This is a genomic window from Inquilinus sp. OTU3971 (genome assembly GCF_038440215.1).
On sequence record NZ_JASATH010000344.1, the window covers coordinates 1 to 4,259 of the forward strand.

At 71.4% G+C, this 4,259-nt stretch carries 5 protein-coding genes; 2 read left to right on the top strand and 3 right to left on the bottom strand.

Annotated features, from left to right (window positions below; translation table 11 throughout):
• The coding region (locus tag AAHM41_RS39260; RefSeq protein ID WP_342242074.1) for a LysR family transcriptional regulator at window positions 1-945 on the bottom strand (945 nt) is incomplete at its 3' end.
• A gap of 87 nt (window positions 946-1,032) precedes the next feature.
• Here AAHM41_RS39260 and AAHM41_RS39265 point away from each other — a divergent pair.
• Together AAHM41_RS39265 and AAHM41_RS39270 are read left to right on the top strand one after the other, a co-directional pair.
• Entirely contained in the window at window positions 1,033-1,950 is a 918-nt protein-coding gene (locus AAHM41_RS39265) for an MBL fold metallo-hydrolase (RefSeq protein ID WP_342242075.1), read from the top strand.
• 14 nt (window positions 1,951-1,964) lie between these two features.
• Window positions 1,965-2,963, top strand: a complete 999-nt coding sequence (locus AAHM41_RS39270; protein ID WP_342242076.1) for an alpha/beta hydrolase — start codon at window positions 1,965-1,967, stop codon at window positions 2,961-2,963.
• A gap of 208 nt (window positions 2,964-3,171) precedes the next feature.
• On the opposite strand, the gene AAHM41_RS39275 is transcribed toward AAHM41_RS39270, so the two are convergent.
• Both AAHM41_RS39275 and AAHM41_RS39280 read right to left on the bottom strand, forming a co-directional pair.
• Window positions 3,172-3,558 (bottom strand): rhodanese-like domain-containing protein, encoded by a 387-nt coding sequence (locus tag AAHM41_RS39275; protein ID WP_342242077.1) that lies wholly within the window; start codon window positions 3,556-3,558, stop codon window positions 3,172-3,174.
• 13 nt (window positions 3,559-3,571) lie between these two features.
• The gene (locus tag AAHM41_RS39280) at window positions 3,572-4,156 is read right to left on the bottom strand and encodes a carboxymuconolactone decarboxylase family protein (protein ID WP_342242078.1); all 585 of its coding nucleotides are present in this window, start codon (window positions 4,154-4,156) and stop codon (window positions 3,572-3,574) included.
• Window positions 4,157-4,259: the final 103 nt, after the last annotated feature.

Sequence of the window (4,259 nt, forward strand, 5' to 3'; positions counted from 1 at the left end):
CCCCCCCCCCTCGCGCCGGGGCGCGGCCGGCGCGCCCCCCCCCCGCCCCCCCCCCCCCCCCGCGCCGGGGTCGCGGTCGGTCTGGGCCGACCACACCATCGCCACCGCCGGCAGCCGCAGCTCCAGGGGCAGCGGCAGCGGGCTCAGCGTCAGCCCGAAACGCGGGCCGTAGCGCCGGGCCATGCGCGCCGGCAGGGTGGCCAGCACCGGCGCCTCGGCCGCGGTCGCCAGCACGGTCATGAACTCGGCCGACGCCATCACCACGTTCAGGTTGGCGCCCACCCGGCCCAGCGCCTCGTCCAGGCAGCCCTGCAGCAGATTGTTCAGCGTCACCAGCGCGTGGCCGGTCGACAGATAGGCGTCGAGTTCGACCGGGGGCTCCAGCGGCAGCAGATCGCGGTTGAAGCAGCAGGCCAGCGCCTGATGGTACAGCTCGATGCCGCGGTGCCGGGTGGCACCGTGATCGAAGCAGCCCACCGCCAGGTCGATCTCACCGTCGTCCAGCAGCCGGTGCACCTCCTCCCGGAACACTGGCCGTCCGATCACCCGGATGCCGGGGGCGCAGCGGCGCAGCTCCGCCGTCAGGTCCGGCATCAGCAGCAGCTCCAGCTCGCTGGAAAAGCCCAGGCGGAAGATCCGATCCTGGGTCTCGGGGTCGAAGCCCTCTTCGGCGCGCAGCACCTCCTGCATCTGCTGCAGGGCCTGGCGGATGCGCGGGGCCAAAGCGCGGGCCTTGGCGGTCGGCTGCATCGCCTGGCCGACGCGCACGAACAGCTCGTCCTGCAGCAGCACCCGCAGCGTCGACAGGCTGTGGCTCATCGCCGGCTGCTGCACCTTCAGCCGGGTGGCGGCGCGGGTCACCGTGCGCTCCTCCATCAGCGCGTCGAAGGCGACCAGGAGGTTCAGGTCGAAGGAGCGAAGATCGAAATGATCGATGGAGCCCATGAGGCGGATCGATTTGATTGCTGACTCTGCGGACATTAGCTCTGGGGCCGGCGCCGTCAAGCGGCGCGCCCACAGCGGAGATGGCCCATGGGCTCCCCCAGCTTTCGCATCGGCGACGCCACGATCACGCGAATCGACGAGATCCCGCTGGCCCACGGCTCGCCGGCCGAGCTCTACCCCGAGATCGATCCGGAGGCGGCCGACCGGCGCCGCGGCCGGCTGCCGCCCGGCGCGCTGCACCCCGAGACGGGGGCGATCAGCCTCAGCATCCACAGCTGGCTGGTGTGCACGCCGCATCGCACCATCCTGATCGACACCGCCACCGGCAACGGCAAGGAACGGCCGGCAGTGCCGATCATGCACCGGCTCGACGTCCCCTACCTGCAGCGCCTGGCGGCGGCCGGGGTGCGGCCGGAGGATGTCGACCACGTCCTGATCACCCATGTCCATGCCGACCATGTCGGCTGGAACACCCGGCTGGTCGACGGGCGCTGGGTGCCGACCTTCCCAAACGCCCGCCACCATTTCTCGGCGGTCGAGCAGCGCTACGGCGAGAGCCTGGCGGCAGGCGGCGACTTCCGTCCCGCCCCGGCGCTGGGCGCGCCGCGGCACCCGCCGCTCGATGGTGTCTACCAGGACAGCGTCCGGCCGGTGCTCGAGGCCGGGCTGGCCGACCTAGTCGCAATCGATGGCGGCGAGGTGCTGGACGGCATCTCCTTCCACCCGGCGCCGGGCCACAGCATCGACCACGCTGTGATCCGCCTGCGCTCGCGCGGCGAGGAAGCGCTGTTCGCCGGCGACGTCATGCATCACCCGCTGCAGGTCTACGAGCCCGGCTGGAATTCGCGCTACTGCGAGTTTCCGGAGCCGGCGCGCGCCTCGCGCCGCTGGCTGCTGGAGCATGCGGCCGAGAGCGGCGCCCTCGTCCTGCCCGGCCATTTCCCCGAGAGTTCGTCCGGGCATATCACCCGCCGCGGGGACCGCTTCGAATGGACTTTCGCATGATCGGAGCCGACATCATGACCACACGTTCTGACGCCCCGGCCGTCGAAATCGCGGTCGAGGACCTGATGGTCCCGAGCGACACGCCGGGCATCGATCTGCACATCCGCAACAAGCGGCCGGCCGGGATGCGCGACTTCTCGCCGGAACGCAGCATCGTGCTGATGCACGGCGCCACCTATTCCTCGGGCACGCTGTTCGACGTGCCGGTCGGCGGCTTCTCCTTCATGGACTGGCTGGCCGGCCGCGGCTACGACGTCCATGCCGTGGACGTCCGCGGCACCGGCGGCTCGACCAGGCCGCCGGAGATGGACCGGCCGCCGGAGGAGAACCCGCCGCTCGGCCGGACCGAGACCGGGGTGCGCGACTTCTCGGCCGCGGTCGACTTCGTGCTGCGGCGGCGCGGCCTCGACCGGACCGGCATCGTCGCCATGTCCTGGGGCGGCTCGGTCGCCGGCGCCTATACCGGCCGCAACAACGCCAAGGTGGCGAAGCTGGCCCTGGTGGCGCCGCAATGGCTGAACCCCGGCAAGGCGCGGATCGACCCGGGCGGCCCGCTCGGCGCCTGGCGCCGGATCCCGGTGCTGCAGGGCAAGGCGCGCTGGCTGGAAGGCGCGCCGGAGAACAAGCGCGACGGGCTGATCCCCGCCGGCTGGTTCGAGACCTGGGCCGAGGCGGCGCTGGCCACCGACCCCGAGGGCCGGGCGCAAACGCCGCCGACGATGCGCGCCGGCACCGGCCCGATCCTCGACACGCGGGAATATTGGTCCGTCGGCCGGCCGTTCTACGATCCGGGCGCCATCACCGTGCCGGTGCTGCTGGTCCACGCCGAATGGGACCTCGACGTGCCGCTGCCCGTGGCCCAGGACTATTTCACCCGTCTCACCGGCGCGCCCTACCGGCGCTGGGTCGAGATCGGCGAGGGCACGCATATGGTGCTGATGGAAAAGAACCGCCTGCAGGCCTTCCGCGCCATCGGCGACTTCCTGGATGAGACGTTTGCACCGGAGGGGTGAGAGGGGCAGTTCATACATCCCTCGGATCTCGCTCGCGTTGCCTCTCCCGTTTTACGGGAGAGGTCGGAGACGCGAAGCGGCTCCGGGTGAGGGGCTCTTTGTCGAGGCTTTGTCGAGGCCCGGGCCTGCCCTCACCCGGTCGTCCTGCGGACGCCCGACCTCTCCCGCCAGGCGGGAGAGGCAACGCGCTCTCGCTGTGAGGACGGCCTCACCCCTTCTCCACAATCGCTTCCACCGCGCCGCCGGCTTCGGCCCAGTCCTTGAAGGCGCCGAGGTTGCGGACATCGGTATAGCCGAGGTCCTGCAGCGCCTTGCCGGCCAGGGCCGAGCGGCCGCCGGAGGCGCAGTACAGGATCACCGTGCGGTCGCGGCGGAAGGCCGGGTCGTGATACGGCGACTCCGGGTCGGCGCGGAACTCCAGCATGCCGCGCGAGACATGGGCGGCGCCACCGATCTTGCCCGCCTTCAGCTCCGGCGCGTCGCGCACGTCGACCACCAGGGCGCCGCCCTGGATCAGCGCGGCCGCCTCGTCGCGGCTGACTCGCGGCACCGCGGCGTTGGCCGCCGCCAGCAGCTCTTTGACCGATGTCGTCATGAATTTCTCCCGATCACGAAGGCTTGCGCCCGACGGCGAGCGCGATGGCGAAGCCGTCCGGGTCGATGAAGGCGGCCTCGGGTCCGGCGCCGGTGGCGTCGAAGAACCGGGCCATGAAGCAGCGCAGCGCCGCGCACAGGGCGATGTCGGCGATCTGCACGTCGCGGAAGCCGACCGCCCGCAGCGCGCCGATGTCCCGTTCGGTGACGCGCGAGGCGTCGCGGGCCACGGCCTCGGCATGGGCCAGCATGGCGGTGTCGCGCTCGCCCAGCCCGGCCGCGCGGAAATCGGCCTGCACCGCCAGAACCTTGTCGCGCGATCCCAGGTCGTCCAGCAGCATCTTGCCATAGACCATCGAGCAGTAGCTCGACGGCACCTGCTTGGCGGCGATGAAGGTGATCAGCCGCCAGTCGCGCGGCGACAGCGAGAAGTTCGCCTTCACCTGGGCATAGAACGCCTCCCAGGCCGGCAGCAGGTCGGGCCGGGCGGTCCAGCAGGCCGTGGCGGACATGACGAAGCCGAGCCGCGCCCGGTCCGCCGCATAGGACTCCGCGACCTTGCCGGTCGCGTCCTCTTCCCTGATCGTTTCCAGGAACATCAACCCATCTCCCCACGGCCGGGCGGCCGCCGTGGCGAGCCCGGGTCATTTCCCGTCAGAATCGGAAGCGGGCGAACGGCCGTCAATCTCCCGAACGGGAGTT